The following is a 14,141-nucleotide window of genomic DNA, read 5'->3' on the forward strand; positions in this document are numbered from 1 at the left end:
GGGTCGGCAGCGCCGACGCGCGTCAGGCCTTGACGCCGCCGGCCGAGAGGCCGGACTGCCAGTAGCGCTGGAGGAAGAGGAACGCCACGACGATCGGGATGATCGCGAGGAACGAGCCCGTGATGACGAGGTTGTAGATCGGGTCGCCGCCGACGGTCGTCGACTGGGCGTTCCACTGGTTCAGGCCGACGGTCAGGGGGTACCAGCGCGAGTCGCTCAGCATGATGAGCGGCAGGAAGTAGTTGTTCCAGGTCGCGACGATCGAGAAGAGCAGCACGGTGATGAGGCCGGGGCTGAGGAGGCGGAGGCTGATGGTGAAGAACGTGCGGACCTCGCTCGAGCCGTCCATCCGCGCGGCCTCGAGGATCTCGGTCGGCACCGAGTCGACCGCGTAGGTCCAGATCAGGTAGAGGCCGAAGGGGCTGATCAACGAGGGCAGGATGATCGCCCACGGGGTGTTGGTCAGGCCCATCTGGCTGAACATCAGGAACGTCGGGACGGCGAGGGCGGTGCCCGGGATGGCGACCGCGCCCAGCACGACGGCGAAGACGGCCTTCTTGCCCGGGAAGTCGAACTTGGCCAGGCCGTAGCCGGCCAGCGTGGCCAGCAGGGTCGCGCCTCCTGCGCCCACCACCACGTAGAGCAGGGTGTTGCCGAGCCAGCGGACGAACTCGCCGTCGCCGTAGGTGAAGACGCCCTTGATGTTGTCGACCAGGGCGAAGTCGCCGCTGAACCAGAGGCCGAAGGAGCTGAACAGCGCCTCCTGCGTCTTGGTCGAGTTGACGAGCAGCCAGAAGAGCGGCAGCACCGAGTAGACGAGCAGCAGGGCCATCACGACGGTGAGCAGGACGCTGCGCTTGTCGCGGGGGGCGCCGGCGCGGCGCTTGCGGGCGGTCGCGACACGGTTGGGGGTGATGGTGGGGGTGCCTGCGTCGGGCGCGGCGACCGGGGTTCCGGTGAGGGTCGACATCAGTTGTCCTTCCGGGTGCCGACGACCTGGACCACATAGGCGACGACCATCGTCAGGACGCCCATGATGATCGCGATGGCGGCGGAGTAGTTGAACTGCTGGCCCGCGAACGACAGGTTGTAGGCGTACATGTTCGGGGTGAAGAAGGTGCTGATCGCGTTGGGCGCCAGCGTCTGCAGGATGTTCGGCTCGTTGAAGAGCTGGAAGCTGCCGATGATCGAGAAGATGATGCCGATGACGATCGCTCCGCGGATGGCCGGCAGCTTGATGTTCCGCACGATGCGGAACGGGCCGGCGCCGTCGAGCTCGGCGGCCTCGTAGAGGTCGGGCGAGATGACGCGGAGGGCGGCGTAGAAGAGCAGCATGTTGTAGCCGACGAACTCCCACGTGACGATGTTGCCGATCGACGCGAGCACCCAGCTCTGCGAGAGCAGGTCGGGGAGGTCCCAGCCGGTGGCGTCCTCGAGGTTGCCGACGAGGCCGAAGCGGTTGCCGTAGATGAAGCCCCACATCAAGGCCGCGACGACCGCGGGAACGGCGTAGGGCAGGAAGATCGAGATGCGGAAGAACGCCGTGAAGTGCAGGCGGGCCGAGTCGAGGGCGAGGGCCGCGGCCAGGGCCACGATCAGCATGATCGGCACCTGCACGACGAGGAAGAGCGCGACGCGGCCGAGCGCGTCCCAGAAGTTCGGGTCGGTGAGCGCGCGGACGTAGTTGTCGGCGCCGACGAACGAGTTGCCGCCGATCATCTGCTCCTGGAACAGGCTCAGGTAGATCGCGTAGACCACGGGGGCCACGAGCACGAGCGCGAAGACGACGAGGAACGGGAGCACGAAGCCCCAGCCGGTCCAGCGTCGTTTGTCGCGACGGATCTGCGAGCTGCTGCGGGGCGCCGGCGAGGTCGCCTCCGAGCGGGTCGCGGGTGTCGACAACGTCGTCATGTCCATCCACTTCATCGGGGCTGAGGAGCCGTGAACACGCTGCCCGGGAGGGTGTGTGTTTACGTAAACATCTGGGATGCTCGCAACCATGACACCTCCGCCGTCCGAAATCAAGTCGGCATCTCGACGCGCCCCGCGCACCCGCACGGTGTCGATGGCCGACGTCGCCGCGCGCGCCGGCGTCTCGTCGCAGACCGTGTCGCGCGTCTCGAACGGCGCGCAGAACGTCGAGGACGGCACCCGCCAGAGGGTGCTCGACGCGATGTCCGCGCTCGACTACCGGCCGAACAGCGCGGCGAGGGCGCTCAAGACGGGTCGCTTCCGCAGCGTCGGGGTGATCATGTTCACGCTGTCGACCCTGGGGAACATGCGCACCCTCGACGCGATCGTGACCGCCGCCTCCGGCGCCGGGTACACGATCACGCTGATGCCCGTCGCCCAGCCCACCGAGGGCGAGGTCGCCGGGGCGTTCAGCCGCCTGCAGGAAGAAGCGGTCGACGGCGTCGTCATCATCATCGAGGCGCACATGCTCGACCGCGCCGACGTGATCATCCCGAGCGGGCTGCCCGTCGTCATCATCGACTCGGACGCCGGCGACCCCTTCGTCGTCGTCGACACCGACCAGGAGCAGGGCACGCGGCTCGCGACCCAGCACCTGATCGACCTCGGGCACACGCGCATCGTGCACGTGGCCGGGCCCGACACCTCGTACTCGGCGACCCGGCGGTCGGCGTCCTGGCACGCCACGATGCGCGACGCGGGCCTCGATCCGGAGCCGCCGCTGAAGGGGGACTGGACGACCGCCTCCGGCCACCGCCTGGGCCACGCGATCGCGAGCCGCGACGACGTCACCGCCGTCGTCGCCGCGAACGACCAGATGGCCCTCGGCGTCATGCACGCCCTGCACGAGAGGGGACGGTCCATCCCGGGAGAGATCAGCGTGGTCGGCTTCGACGACACCGACGAGTCGGGCTCGTTCTGGCCGCCGCTCACCACCGTGCACCAGGACTTCGGCGAGATCGGCGCCCGGTCGATGCGGGTGCTGCTCGAGCTGCTCGAGGGGAAGCCGGCGTCGGGCGACCGCATCGTGCCGACCCGGCTCGTGGTGCGCGAGAGCGCGGGGCCGGCGCCCTCTGCCGGGTGAGCCCGGCCCGGCGTGAGCTCGGCGCGGGTCAGCCCTGCTGCAGCGCCTCGCGGATCGCGGCCACCCCGACGCGCACCTCGTCGAAGGTGGTGCTGAGCGGCGAGAGACCGATGCGGAGTGCGTCGGGGCCGCGGAAGTCCGGCACCACCCCCTCCTGCCAGAGCGTCGCGACGACCTCGCGGAACCGCGGGTGCCGCACCGTCACGTGGCTGCCCCGCCGCTCGTGCTCGCGCGGCGTCGCCGTCGCGACGCCGAGCGGGGCGAGCCAGGCGTCGACGAGGTCGAACGCGTAGTCGGTCAGGGCGAGCGACTTCTCGCGGATCGCCGGGATGCCCGCCTCCTCGATCGCGTCGAGCATGTCCTGCATCGCGAGCATGCCGACGACGGGCGGGGTGCCGCTGACGAACTTGCGGATGCCCGCGTCGGGCACGTATCCCTCGGCCATCGCGAACACGTCGGCCGCGCCCATCCAGCCCTGCACCGGCTGCTCGAGCTCGGGCAGCAGGTCGGCGCGGGCGTAGAGGAACGCCGGCGCGCCCGGCCCGCCGTTCAGGTACTTGTAGGTGCAGCCGACGGCGATGTCGACGCCCCAGGCGTCGAGCTCGGTCGGCACGACGCCGACGGAGTGGCAGAGGTCGGCGACGAGCAGCGCGCCCGCCTCGTGGACGATCTCGGTGATCGCGGGCAGGTCGGCGAGGAACCCCGACCGGTACGACACGTGGTTGACCAGCACGACCGCGGTGTCCGGCCCGACGACCTCGCGCACCTGCTCGGGCGTCACGCCGCGCGTCTCGTCGACGGACAGCCAGCGCACCGTCGCGCCGCGCTCGCGGGCGATGCCCTCGACGACGAATCGGTCGGTCGGGAACTGGTCGTCGTCGATGACGATCTCGTGCCGGCCGGGGCGGGCAGCCAGGGAGGCGCGGATCGCCTTGTAGAGCAGCACCGTCGTCGAGTCGGCCACGACGGTCTGCCCGGGGGCGGCGCCGAGCGCGGCGGCGCCGATGCGGTCGCCGAGCTCGGTGGGGAGCTGCATCCAGCGCTCGTCCCACGAGCGGATCAGGCGCGTGCCCCAGTCGCCGCGCACGAACGCGTCGAGCCGCGCGGGCGTCGCCGCCATCGGCCTGCCGAGGGAGTTGCCGTCGAGGTACGAGACCACGTCGCCCGCGGGCAGGAACAACGCCGTGTGGTGCGCGAGCGGGTCGGCCGCGTCGCGGTGCGCACTCGCCAGCGGGTCGTCGAGCTCGGCGGGGTCGGCGGGCGGGGCGGCCGGCACGAACGAGGCCGGGGTCGAGGCTGCGGGGGCCGCGTCGACGGGGGCCACGTCGGCGGGGGCCACGGCGGCGGGGGCCGCTGCGGGCGACTGGGAGCTGGTGCCGGGCGAGTCGGAGGCGGTGGTCACGAGAGGTGCTCCTGCAGGGTCGAGGCGGTGAGGACGGAGGCGCGGGCCAGCCACGCGGGATCGTCGCGTTCGTCGCCGGGCGGCGGCTGCGGCACCCACGACGCGCGCGGTGTCCAGTGTGCGCCGTCCTGCCCGGCGTCGAGCGAGTCGTCGCTGCCCAGGGCCCTGAGCAGCGCCTCGCGGCCGAGGCCGACGCGCTGCAGCGCCCGGAGCTCGCGCTCGTTCACCCCGACCGGGAGGTCGCCGTTCCCGAGGTCGGTGCCGTAGAGCACGTGCCCGCCTCGCTCGCGGAACCCGCGCAGGTTGGCGATCGCCACCTCCTGCGCCTCGTCCCGGTCTCCGTCGGCGGCGCGGTGGATGTCGAGCGTGCTGATCCACGTGCCGTCGGCCGCGCGGTCGAGCAGGTCGTCGGACAGCAGCTCGCTGAAGGGCGTGTGCGCGAACCGGAGGAGACCGGCGTCGAGCGCCCGTCGCACCTGTCCGGCGCCTTGGACGTGAGCGACGGTCAGCAGCCCGACGAGGTCGGCCGCGACCGCGATCGCCCGCAGCACGTCGTCGTCGAAGACGGGCCCGACGTCGCTGTTGAGGGTCAGCTTGACGACGGAGGCACCGAGGTCGCGCATCCGCACGACGGCCCGTTCGGCGTCGGCGGCGTCGGCCACGACGACCGGTGCGTCGTCGGGCGCCCAGCCGGCGAGCGAGGGGTAGCCGCCGGGCGGGCAGAGCAGCCCGCCCGCGACCTGCACCTCGGGCCAGCCGGCGTCGACCCGGCCCCGTTCGGGCCAGAGCGCGGCGACGTCGGGGCTCCAGCCGAGGTCGAGCACGCGGCCGATGCCGCCCCGCACGAGCTGCTCGGCGTCGACGAGGCCGAGGTGCACGTGCGAGTCCGTGAACGGCGAGAAGAGGGTGCCGGGCAGATGCGGCAGGTCCGCGTGCTCGCCGCGGCCGGCGTGCGCGCCGTGCTCGGCCGCGGCCGCCCCGACGAGGTGGATCGCGGTCGGCGACACGCGCACGACGCTCGGGCCGTGCCACCTGCCCGACCAGACCCGGTCGACGGTGACGAGTCGCGCCTCCTGCTGCATGCCCCCACCGTACGGCCCGCCGCCGCCCTGTCCGTGTCGGCGCGGCCCGTGCTCGTGCCCGTGCCCGTGCTCGTGCCTGTGCTGCCTGTGAACTCTCGAGGGCGGGTATTCCGGGTCGAGGGCGGGTCTCCGCGTACCCGCCCTCGACCCGGAATGCCCGCCCTCGACACATCCATGCAAGGGCTGGGCGGCAAGGAGGCGCGGGCCGGGCGGCGAGGAGGCGCCGGTCAGCCGGGCAGCAGCGTGCGGCTCGCCCGTGTCACGTACGGCAGCCGGATCGTCTCGGCGCCCCGGGTGTCGGGATGCGTGTCGAGCAGCTGGCCGACGTCGCGGAGCACCTGCGCGCGGTCGTCCTCCGACAGGGTGATGACGTAGCTGCGCGAGGCGATCATGGCGAGCAGCTCGTCGCGGCCCAGCTCGTGCACCCACGGGAAGTCGCGGCGCTCGATCGGGGCGAAGGGCTCGCCGACCGCAGGAGCGTCGGACGACATGTCGCGCTCGGCGGGGGAGTGCATCACCTGCGACAGCTCGGCCAGCCAGGGCACGGTCTCGTCGCGGATGTTCCACAGCAGGGCGAGCGTGCCGCCGGGGCGCAGCACCCGGGCGACCTCGGGGACGGCGGCCCGCGGGTCGACCCAGTGCCAGGCCTGCGCCACGAAGACGGCGTCCACCGACGAGTCGTCGAGCGGCATCGACTCCGCCGATCCGGCCAGTGACGCCGCATCGGGGACGGCCCGCTCGAGCGTCGCGCGCATGCCCTCGCTCGGCTCGACCGCGGTCACCTGCTCGACGCGCGGCAGCAGCACGCGGGTCAGCTTGCCGGTGCCCGCGCCGAGGTCGACGACGTGCCGCGCGCCGAGCGGAAGCAGCCACTCGACCGCCTCGGCAGGGTAGGAGGGGCGGCCCCGTTCGTAGACGTCGGCCGCCTGGCCGAACGAGGAGGCGAGGGTGCTGAGCGGGTTCGCGGCGTCGAAGCCGTGCGGCGAGGAGGCGGTGGTCACGCGACCACTGTCGCATGACTCACGGCGTCACACGGCTTCGTTACGGGTCGCCTCCGGAGCACGATGGCTGCATGACGCAGACACCTCCGCAGCCGCTCCGTGTCGTCGCCGTGTCGGGCACGCTGAGCTCTCCCTCGAAGACGGACGCGCTCGTCGACGCCGTGCTCGACGAGCTCGCCCTCGTGCTCCCGATCGAGCGGCACGTGATCCGCGTGAGCGAGCTCGGGCCGCTCTTCGCCGGCGCCCTGACCCGTGACCAGCTCGACGAGCGGGTCGAGCGCGAGCTCCGGGCCGTCGAGGGGGCCGACCTGCTGATCGCGGCCTCGCCGGTCTACCGCGCCTCCTTCACGGGGCTCTTCAAGCACTTCTTCGACTTCGTCGAGCAGTACGCGCTGGTCGACGTGCCGGTGCTGCTCGCGGCGACGGGCGGCAGCGAGCGGCACGCGCTGATCCTCGAGCACTCGCTCCGGCCGCTGTTCGGCTTCTTCCAGGCGCTGACGCTGCCCCTCGGCGTCTACGCGCACGCCAGCGACTTCACCGACCGGCGCGTGACGGCGCCGCTGCTGCAGGAGCGCATCCGGGCCGCGATCGCCAGGGGCCTCCCGCTGATCCGCTCGAGCGTCGACGAGAAGCGGCGCATCGAGCGGGCCGTCAGCGGCGTGGGCGACGAGCTCGACGCGCTGCCGACGCCCGCCGCGCAGGACGCGGTGCCCGTCCGTCTCTACAGCTGACGACCCGCTCTGGGGGGAGGTGGTGCTCGGCGTCGTGTGATTAAGGTGGAGCGTGCCCGACGAGACCCCGACTCCCGAGACCACGCCCCGTGACGTCGCCGTCGCCCGAGCAGAGATCCGCGACGACGAGGCCAAGCGCGTCATCGGCATGCTCGCTGCCGGCGAGCTGCCCGGCCGCGCCGCCCAGTGGGTGGCCGACGGCGTCGACGACGACGCGGCTCGCGAGCTCGCCGCCGCGACCGGACGCCCCGAGGAGGAGCGGGTCGGCCTCCTGGAACGCCTCGCCGCCGCCCAGGGCCTCGGCTTCCCGAGCGCACGCGAGGCGCGGGCGCACCACGGCCAGAGCGTGATCGCGTCGATGACCGCGTCGTCCGCCGCCGGTGACTCGCTGTCGTTCTCGAACTCGTTCAGCGACACCATCGAGGAGTCGGTGCGCGACTCGATCTCCCGGCTGTTCCCGCGCCGCAAGAAGTAGGAGCGCACAGAGGAGGGCCCGGGCGCACGTCGCACCCGGGCCCTCTTCGGCGCGGCTCAGGCCTTCGCGACCTCGAGCTCGACGACCGCCCACGACAGGGCCGGCAGGCTCAGGCGGACGCTGCCGTCGTCGACCGTGACGCCGTCGAGCGGCACGAGGCCGACCGCGTCCTGGGCCTCGACGGTGTTGGCGGTGAAGCGGTCCCCGCCCTCCGGGACGGCCAGCAACTCGGAGCGGACGACCCGGGCGTCCGCGAAGCCGCGGAGGACGAGCTCGACGTCCGCCGCCTCCTCGAGTCCGCGGTTCGCGAGGAAGAACACGACGCGCCCCGTCTCCTCGTCCCACGTCGAGCTGACGTCGACCAGGTCGGCGTCGCCGTACTTCGGGGTGTCGATCTTGTCGCTGGTGACCTGCGTGCGGAGGATCTCGCCCTGGGCCAGCGCCGCCATGCGGGCGAACGGCCAGAAGATCGTCTGGCGCCAGGCGGGTCCGCCCTGCTCGCTGCGGATCGGCGCGATCACGTTGACGAGCTGGGCCTGGTTGGCGATCTTCACCCGGTCGCCGTGGCGCAGCAGCGAGTTGAGGAACGTGCCGACGACGACCGCGTCCGTGACGTTGTAGGTGTCCTCGATGAGGCGGGGGTGCTCGACCCAGCCCTTCGAGACGTTGTGCGGCTGGTCGTCGGTGTCGAGGCCCGTCTGGTACCAGACGTTCCACTCGTCGAACGAGATGTGCACCTGCTTGTCGTGCTTGCCCGCGGCCTTGACGCCGTCGATGGTCGAGACGACCTCCTCGATGAAGGCGTCCATGTCGACCGCCGTCGCGAGGAAGCTCGTCGCGTCGCCGTCGTGCTCCTGGTAGTAGGCGTGCATCGAGACGTAGTCGACCTCGTCGTAGGCGTGGGTGAGCACCTCGTGCTCCCAGGTGCCGAACGTCGGCATGCCGCGGCCCGAGCTGCCGACCGCGACGAGCTCGATGCTCGGGTCGACGAACTTCATCGCCTTGGCGGCCTCCTGGGCCAGGCGGCCGTACTCGGTGGCGGTCTTGTGCCCGATCTGCCAGGGGCCGTCGAGCTCGTTGCCGAGGCACCAGAGCTTGATGTCGAACGGGTCGGCCGCGCCGTTGGCGATGCGGCGGTCGCTGAGGGCGGTGCCGCCGGGGTGGTTCGCGTACTCGACGAGCTCGCGGGCGGCGTCGACGCCGCGGGTGCCGAGGTTGACGGCCTCCATCACCTCGACCTCCGCGAGCTTCGACCACTCGACGAACTCGTGCAGGCCGAACGCGTTCGACTCGACGGTGTGCCACGCGCCGTCGAGGCGGCGGGGGCGCTGGTCGACCGGCCCGACGCCGTCCTCCCAGTTGTAGCCGGAGACGAAGTTGCCGCCGGGGTAGCGGACGACGGTCGCGCCGAGTTCCTTGGTGAGGGCGAGGACGTCGCGACGGAAGCCCTTCTCGTCGGCGGTCTCGTGGCCGGGCTCGTAGATGCCGGTGTACACGCACCGGCCCATGTGCTCGACGAACGAGCCGAACAGGCGGCGCGGCACGGTGCCGATCGTGAACTCGCGGTCGACGGTGATGCGGGCGGTGGTCATGGTTCTCCTAGGTAGAGGGGGAGCGGCGTGCTGGCGGGTGGTCGGTCGGTCAGGAGGTGCGGATCGAGGAGGCGCGGCGCGCGCACCGAGGAGGCGCCGGCCGGGCAGAGGAGGCGCTGGTCGCTACTGCCCCCCGAAGCCGGTGGTCGAGATGCCCTTGATGATCTGTCGCTGGAAGAACAGGAACACGAGGATGAGGGGGAGCGCCGCCAGGATCGCCGCGGCCATGTTCTGCGCGTACTGGATCCCGTAGGCGCTCTTGATGGTCTGCAGGCCGACGGGCAGCGTGAGCAGCGACGCGTCGTTCGTGACGATGAAGGGCCAGAGGAAGTTGTTCCAGGCCCCGATGAACACGAAGATCGACACCGCCCCGAGGATGGGCCGCGAGAGCGGCAGCAGGATCGTGAAGAACACCCGGATGCGTCCGGCGCCGTCGACGCGGGCCGCGTCCTCGAGCTCGATCGGCACCTGGTCGAAGAACTTCTTGAGCACGAACACCATGGCGGGAGCTATGGCCTGCGGCAGGATGATGCCCCAGTAGGTGTCGACCATGTCGAAGGCGAGCATCTGGTAGAACAGCGGCACGATCAGCACCTGCGGCGGGATGATGATCGACGCGATCGTCGCCACGTAGAGCCACTTCTTGCCGCGGAAGTCGAGCCGCGAGAACGCGTACGCCACGAGGGCCGACGTGGCGACGACGATCAGGGTGATGACGATCGACGTGAGCAGGCTGTTGAACAGCCACGTCGGGATGTTCCCCTGCTCGAGGATCGCCCGGTAAGCCTGCAGGGTGAAGCCGCCCGCGGGCAGCCAGGTCTGCGGCGTCGCCGCGGCGTCGGCCTCGCTCTTGAACGAGGTCGCGAGCGACCAGAGGAACGGCAGCAGCCAGAGCACGGCCAGCACGACGAGGACGACGATGCTGACGACGCCCATGACGCCGAAGCGCTGCTTGCCGGGTGCGTGGCCGTGGCTGCCGCCTCCTCGGCTCGGGCCTCTGCCTCGGTCGGCGGTCGGGGCTCGCAGGTCGCCGCCGGGCGCTGCGGCGGGGGCGACGGCAGGTGCGGTCATCGCTGGGCTCCCTTGCGGTTGCGGGCCGTGATCGAGAACTGGGCGATCGAGATGACCACGATCACGGCGAAGAAGATGTACGAGATGGCGCTCGAGTAGCCGAAGCGGTAGCCGGTGAAGCCCGACTCGAAGATGTACTGGACCGTGGAGCGCGTCGTGCCCGCCGGCCCGCCGTTGGTCATCTGGTAGATCTGGTCGAAGACCTTGAGCGACGCGAGCACCTGCAGGATGACGATCAGGCCGGTGGTGGGGCCGAGCTGGGGGATCGTGATCGACCAGAGCGAGCGCCAGCGCCCGGCGCCGTCGAGAGACGCCGCCTCGTACTGCTGGTCGGGGATGTTCTGCAGGGCAGCGAGGTAGAGCAGGAAGTTGAAGCCGACGGTCCACCAGACCGTCGTGGCGACGACGGCGATCATGGCCGTGTCCGGGTCCTGCAGCCATGCGGGCTGCGGCAGCCCCAGGGTGGCCAGCACGTTGTTGATCGGGCCGAGCGTCGGGCTGTACAGCTGGATCCAGAACAGCGACACGACGGTCGACGCCAACAGGTACGGCAGGAAGAAGCTCAGGCGCCAGAGCCACTGGCCGGGCAGGCCGGTGTTCACCAGCAGCGCGAGGACGAGCGCGACCGCGACGAGCGGGATCGTGCTGAGGATCGTGAACCAGAACGTGTTGAGCATCGAGCGCCACATGGCGCCGTCGGCGAAGGCCTCGGCGTAGTTGGCGAAGCCGATCAGCTCGCCGCCCTGGCCCGTGAGGCTCTGCCCGGTGAAGCTCAGGTAGAGGCCGTGCAGGAGGGGCCACACGAGGAACAGGGCGAACAAGATCGTGAACGGGGCGGCGAAGCCCCAGCCGATGCGGTTCTCCTTGTGGGCGCCGGGGCGCAGGCGGGTGGTGGTCCCGCCGCGTCCGCCGCCGGCGCGGGTGCCGGTGGTCGCCGGGCTCCGGTCGGCGGGGGCCGCCGGGGTCTTGACCGTGGTGGTCGTCACAGATCGACTCCTTCGTCGTCGTGCTGGTCAGGTCGTTCAGGGGAGGAAGTGCGGGTGCGGGGGCGGTTGCGGGTGGCGCGGTCCGGCCGGGCGCGGGTCATGTCGTCCTGTTCACACCGGCGCGGGGCGGCCGAGCTGCGTGTTCACCCGGTCGACGAACCGCTTCATGCCCGTCGCCGCGTCGTCCTTGGCGAGGATCACCGACTGGATGCTGTCGAGGAAGTACGTCTGGAAGTCCGACCCCGAGCCGGTGAACCAAGCGGGCGGGTCGTAGTTGAGGTACTCGGCGGCCTCGGCGTAGTGCGCCTGGGGGATGAGGTCGGCGTACTCGCTGCTGTCGACCACGGGCCCGTAGGCGGGGATGTGCCCGGCCTCGGCCCACGAGATCGAGTCCTTGAGGATGGTCGAGACCATCTTGTAGACGTCCTCGCGCGCGGCCTCGTCGACGGTGCTCTGCCGGGGCAGCACGAACGCGTGCGAGTCGGCGTAGACGGCGGGCGTCCCGAACAGCGTCGGGATCATGCTCGCGTCGTAGGGGATGCCCGACGCCGCGGCGCTCGGCACCTCCCACACCCCGGTGAAGAGCATGCCGCTCTCGCCCGAGACGAACTCGGCGATGCCCGACTGGATGTCGCTCGCCTCGGCCATCACGGTGCCGTCGGTCATCTGCTGCATGAACTCCAGCGCGGTGACGGCCGCCTCCTCGTCGTACTCGACCGACCCGCCCTCGCGGAGCACCATGTCGGCGCCCTGCTGCTTGTAGAACGTGTAGAACATGCGCCAGAGCTGGGCGCCGTCGTTGAGGTACCCCCACGAGGCGCCGTGCTTGCCGGTGACGGCCTGCATCGCGGTCGCGACCTCGAGGAACTGCTCGGGGCTCGAGATCTCGGCGAGCTGCCCGTCGGGGCCGAGGACGCCGGCCTGGGCGGCGATGTCGGTGTTGTACAACAGGATGAACGGGTGCGAGTCGAGGGCGACCGAGAAGAGCTGGTCGCCGCTGAAGCCGGCCTTCCAGACGGCGGGAGCGAAGTCCTCCTCGCGAAGGCCGTACGAGGCGAGCTTCTCGACGTCCCACGGGTCGAGCAGGCCGCCGGGCGCGTAGCCGGGCACCCGTGAGGCGTGCATGATCGCGACGTCGGGGGCACGGCCGCCGGCCGACGCCATGGCGAGCTTCGTGTAGTACGGAGTGCCCCAGGCGAGCACCGTCTGCGTCGCGTGGAACTCGGGGTTCTGCGCGTTCGCCTGGTCGACGAGAGCGGACATCTTCACGCCGTCGCCCCCGCTCAGCAGGTGCCAGAACTTGAGCTGCTCGACCGTGGCGCCGGAGGCGGTGGTCGCGCCGGTCGCGCAGCCGGTGAGCGCGGTGGCCGCGAACGCGGTGCCGAGCAGGGCCGCGCCGCCGACGAGGACGCCGCGGCGGCTGAGGCCGGCGCCTCGGGCCGCGGTGCCGGGCGGGGTGGCCTCGGCGCGGCTGCGGGCGGGGTTGTCGGGCAGGGTCATGTTCACTCCTTCGTGACGTGTGACTGCTCGCACTATTCCATCGTTGTAATCGGAGCGCAAGGGCTGTCGCACCGCGTTTCGTGCACCGCGCCGTGTCTAGTCCTGGTGTGGTGCACGAAACGCGGTGCAGTGCTCCCCGGCGACGGACGCTGCGGCCAGCGGTCGACGAGTGGCCCTTGCCCGAAGGAGGCGGCAGCCGGGAGGGTGGAGCGGTGACCGATCCGCAGGTGCCAGCGACCGCCTCCTCGACCGACGTGGGTCCCTCGGTGCTGCGGCTGACCGCGTTCGCGGACGGGCCGGGCGGTGGCAACCCCGCGGGGGTCGTGCTCGACGCGCGGACGCTCGACGACGGGCAGATGCAGCAGATCGCCGCCGAGGTCGGCTACGCCGAGACCGCGTTCGTCGCCGACGGCGCCGTCGGGGGAGACGACCGCGTCGTGCGGACCCGTTACTTCTCGCCGATCGCCGAGGTGCCGTTCTGCGGACACGCGACGATCGCGACCGCTGCGGCACTCGCCGAGGCGCGGGGTCCCGGAGCGTTTCGCTTCGAGACGGCCGTCGGGCCCGTCGTCATCGAGACCACGCAGGAGGCGGTGGCCGGGGGAGAAGGCCGGCTGCGCGCCTCCTTCACCAGCGTCGAGCCGCGCATGCGGCCGCTCGACGACGCGGTCGCCGACGAGCTGCTCGGCCTCCTCGGGCTGGTGCGCGACGACGTCGATCCGGGATGGCCGGTGACGGAGGCGTTCGCCGGCAACTGGCACCCGGTCGTGGCCCTGCGGTCGCTCGCGGTGTTCGACTCGTTCGGGTTCGACCCCGGCCCGGTGCGCGAGCTCATGGACCGGCAGGGCTGGTCGGGCACCGTGACGGTCGTCTGCACCGAGAGCGTGGCCTCAGCGGCTGGCGCTGGCGCTGGCGCTGTGGCCGCTGCCGCTGCCGCCGCGACCCGCGGAGCCGGCACCGAGGTGCCCGCTATCGAGGCCCGCAACCTGTTCCCCGTCGGCGACATCACCGAGGACCCCGCGACAGGGTCGGCGGCCGCCGCCCTCGGGGCGTACGTGCGGGCTGTCGGCCTGCTCGCGCCTCCGGCCCAGTTCGCGGTGCGGCAGGGCAGGCACGTCGGACGCCCGAGCGTGCTCACGGTCGACGTGCCCGCGACCGGCGGCATCACGGTCAGCGGCACCGCGGCCCTGATCGTCGAGTGACGCGCCTGCCGCTCCTGTGGGGTGTTCCGCGATCGCGGCGCACC

13 protein-coding genes are annotated in these 14,141 nt (G+C 71.6%); 4 read left to right on the forward strand and 9 right to left on the reverse strand.

Annotation, left to right across the window (positions count from 1 at the left end; genetic code table 11):
* Positions 1-22: 22 nt before the first annotated feature.
* Positions 23-970, reverse strand: a complete 948-nt coding sequence (locus ES689_RS10155) for a carbohydrate ABC transporter permease (RefSeq protein ID WP_146903841.1) — start codon at positions 968-970, stop codon at positions 23-25.
* The gene (locus ES689_RS10160) at positions 970-1,911 is read right to left on the reverse strand and encodes a carbohydrate ABC transporter permease (protein ID WP_146903844.1); all 942 of its coding nucleotides are present in this window, start codon (positions 1,909-1,911) and stop codon (positions 970-972) included. Before ES689_RS10160 ends, ES689_RS10155 begins: the two co-directional genes overlap by 1 nt.
* Before the next feature lie 88 nt (positions 1,912-1,999).
* On the opposite strand from ES689_RS10160, the gene ES689_RS10165 reads away from it, so the two are divergent.
* Positions 2,000-3,055, forward strand: coding sequence for a LacI family DNA-binding transcriptional regulator (locus ES689_RS10165; protein WP_146903847.1), 1,056 nt, complete (start codon positions 2,000-2,002; stop codon positions 3,053-3,055).
* 28 nt (positions 3,056-3,083) lie between these two features.
* Here ES689_RS10165 and ES689_RS15885 read toward each other — a convergent pair whose 3' ends face one another.
* The 3 genes from ES689_RS15885 to ES689_RS10180 form a co-directional block, all read right to left on the reverse strand.
* On the reverse strand, positions 3,084-4,331 hold the full coding sequence (locus ES689_RS15885) for a kynureninase (RefSeq protein ID WP_146904828.1): 1,248 nt from the start codon (positions 4,329-4,331) through the stop codon (positions 3,084-3,086).
* A 122-nt stretch (positions 4,332-4,453) separates the two neighbouring features.
* Positions 4,454-5,539, reverse strand: coding sequence for an amidohydrolase (locus tag ES689_RS15890; RefSeq protein ID WP_146903850.1), 1,086 nt, complete (start codon positions 5,537-5,539; stop codon positions 4,454-4,456).
* A gap of 227 nt (positions 5,540-5,766) precedes the next feature.
* Positions 5,767-6,540 (reverse strand): class I SAM-dependent methyltransferase, encoded by a 774-nt coding sequence (locus ES689_RS10180; RefSeq protein WP_146903852.1) that lies wholly within the window; start codon positions 6,538-6,540, stop codon positions 5,767-5,769.
* A 71-nt stretch (positions 6,541-6,611) separates the two neighbouring features.
* Here ES689_RS10180 and msuE point away from each other — a divergent pair, with 71 nt between their 5' ends.
* Entirely contained in the window at positions 6,612-7,271 is a 660-nt protein-coding gene (gene msuE / locus ES689_RS10185) for an FMN reductase (protein WP_146903857.1), read from the forward strand.
* A 52-nt stretch (positions 7,272-7,323) separates the two neighbouring features.
* The gene (locus ES689_RS10190; RefSeq protein WP_146903860.1) at positions 7,324-7,746 is read left to right on the forward strand and encodes a hypothetical protein; all 423 of its coding nucleotides are present in this window, start codon (positions 7,324-7,326) and stop codon (positions 7,744-7,746) included.
* A gap of 56 nt (positions 7,747-7,802) precedes the next feature.
* On the opposite strand, the gene ES689_RS10195 is transcribed toward ES689_RS10190, so the two are convergent.
* The 4 genes from ES689_RS10195 to ES689_RS10210 form a co-directional block, all read right to left on the reverse strand.
* Positions 7,803-9,338 (reverse strand): alpha-N-arabinofuranosidase, encoded by a 1,536-nt coding sequence (locus ES689_RS10195; RefSeq protein ID WP_146903863.1) that lies wholly within the window; start codon positions 9,336-9,338, stop codon positions 7,803-7,805.
* 123 nt (positions 9,339-9,461) lie between these two features.
* The gene (locus ES689_RS10200; RefSeq protein WP_223269528.1) at positions 9,462-10,409 is read right to left on the reverse strand and encodes a carbohydrate ABC transporter permease; all 948 of its coding nucleotides are present in this window, start codon (positions 10,407-10,409) and stop codon (positions 9,462-9,464) included.
* Complete coding sequence (locus ES689_RS10205; RefSeq protein ID WP_370512361.1) at positions 10,406-11,395, reverse strand: carbohydrate ABC transporter permease; 990 nt, start codon at positions 11,393-11,395, stop codon at positions 10,406-10,408. The genes ES689_RS10200 and ES689_RS10205 overlap by 4 nt, the downstream gene beginning before the upstream one ends.
* Before the next feature lie 111 nt (positions 11,396-11,506).
* Positions 11,507-12,895 carry an extracellular solute-binding protein gene (locus ES689_RS10210; protein ID WP_146903866.1) on the reverse strand — a complete coding sequence of 463 codons (1,389 nt, stop codon included), beginning with the start codon at positions 12,893-12,895 and terminating at the stop codon, positions 11,507-11,509.
* A 212-nt stretch (positions 12,896-13,107) separates the two neighbouring features.
* Here ES689_RS10210 and ES689_RS10215 point away from each other — a divergent pair, with 212 nt between their 5' ends.
* Positions 13,108-14,097: a PhzF family phenazine biosynthesis protein gene (locus ES689_RS10215; RefSeq protein ID WP_223269529.1), complete on the forward strand. Its 990-nt coding sequence runs from the start codon at positions 13,108-13,110 to the stop codon at positions 14,095-14,097.
* Positions 14,098-14,141: the final 44 nt, after the last annotated feature.

The sequence above is a fragment of the Frigoribacterium sp. ACAM 257 genome (assembly GCF_007954365.1).
Lineage (GTDB): Bacteria > Actinomycetota > Actinomycetes > Actinomycetales > Microbacteriaceae > Frigoribacterium.

What these genes read in the sequence shown, in the direction of transcription:
- ES689_RS10160 (WP_146903844.1), bottom strand. Translation starts at nt 1,911, where the DNA reads ATGACGACGTTGTCGACACCCGCGACCCGCTCGGAGGCGACCTCGCCG.
- ES689_RS15890 (WP_146903850.1), bottom strand. Translation starts at nt 5,539, where the DNA reads ATGCAGCAGGAGGCGCGACTCGTCACCGTCGACCGGGTCTGGTCGGGC.
- ES689_RS10155 (WP_146903841.1), bottom strand. Translation starts at nt 970, where the DNA reads ATGTCGACCCTCACCGGAACCCCGGTCGCCGCGCCCGACGCAGGCACC.
- ES689_RS10165 (WP_146903847.1), top strand. Translation starts at nt 2,000, where the DNA reads ATGACACCTCCGCCGTCCGAAATCAAGTCGGCATCTCGACGCGCCCCG.
- msuE (WP_146903857.1), top strand. Translation starts at nt 6,612, where the DNA reads ATGACGCAGACACCTCCGCAGCCGCTCCGTGTCGTCGCCGTGTCGGGC.
- ES689_RS10210 (WP_146903866.1), bottom strand. Translation starts at nt 12,895, where the DNA reads ATGACCCTGCCCGACAACCCCGCCCGCAGCCGCGCCGAGGCCACCCCG.
- ES689_RS10195 (WP_146903863.1), bottom strand. Translation starts at nt 9,338, where the DNA reads ATGACCACCGCCCGCATCACCGTCGACCGCGAGTTCACGATCGGCACC.
- ES689_RS10200 (WP_223269528.1), bottom strand. Translation starts at nt 10,409, where the DNA reads ATGACCGCACCTGCCGTCGCCCCCGCCGCAGCGCCCGGCGGCGACCTG.